Below are 771 nucleotides of genomic sequence, written 5' to 3' on the forward strand. Positions count from 1 at the left end.
AACGCCGCGAGCCAGCGCGGCCCGCCGCCGACCACGAGCACGTCGATGAAGGGCGTCGAGAACAGCAGCGCCATCGCAGTGACGGTCAGCGCGATCGCGGCGATGCGGACCGAGAACAGATTGGCTAGCCTCGCCGGCGAGGACATGATCAGGTCGAGATCGGCGCGGGCGTAAAACACCCGCGTCACCGATTCGATCGCCTGCGACAGCATCAGTGTCCAGGCCAGAAAAATCGTCGCCGAGATCACGATCAGCGAGGATTTGTCGAGCGGCAATTTCAGATCGGCGAAACGGCCGATCACCGCCCAGGCCGGCAGGTGCAGCAGCGCGGCGAAGCAGATCAGGCCGATGACAGCGGCGCGCGTCCGCTTGCGTCGTCCGCCGGTCATCATGGCGAGCGATTCGCGCCAGGCGAGCCGGAGCTCGTGGCGGGCAAACCAGGAGAGCGCGGTTGCCGAGCTCATGCGGCTTCCGCAAGCGTCACCAGCGCGATGAAGAGATCCTCCAAGCTGGTGTCGGCATGGCCGTTCTGCTGGCGCAATTCGGTGAGCGTGCCTTCGGCGACCAGGCGGCCCGAGGCGATCACGCCGATGCGGTCCGCCATCCGCTCGGCCACTTCGAGAATATGGGTGGTCATGATGACGGTGCAGCCGGCGCGGACGCGCGCGCTGAGAAGACCCTTCACGTGGCGGGCGGAGACGGCATCGAGCCCCGTCAGCGGCTCGTCGAGGATGATGAGGCGGGGATCGTGCACCAGCGCGCCGGCCAGCG

Annotated in this window: 2 pseudogenes; both read right to left on the bottom strand. The window is 67.3% G+C overall.

The features are described from left to right. Nucleotides 1-464 (bottom strand): annotated as a pseudogene (locus tag MOV74_RS39455) (permease); the annotation flags it as partial. Beyond that, a pseudogene (locus MOV74_RS39460) lies at nt 461-771 on the bottom strand (ABC transporter ATP-binding protein); the annotation flags it as partial. The pseudogenes MOV74_RS39460 and MOV74_RS39455, both read right to left, overlap by 4 nt.

This window comes from Bradyrhizobium sp. SHOUNA76, assembly GCF_023006445.1.
Classification (GTDB): domain Bacteria; phylum Pseudomonadota; class Alphaproteobacteria; order Rhizobiales; family Xanthobacteraceae; genus Bradyrhizobium.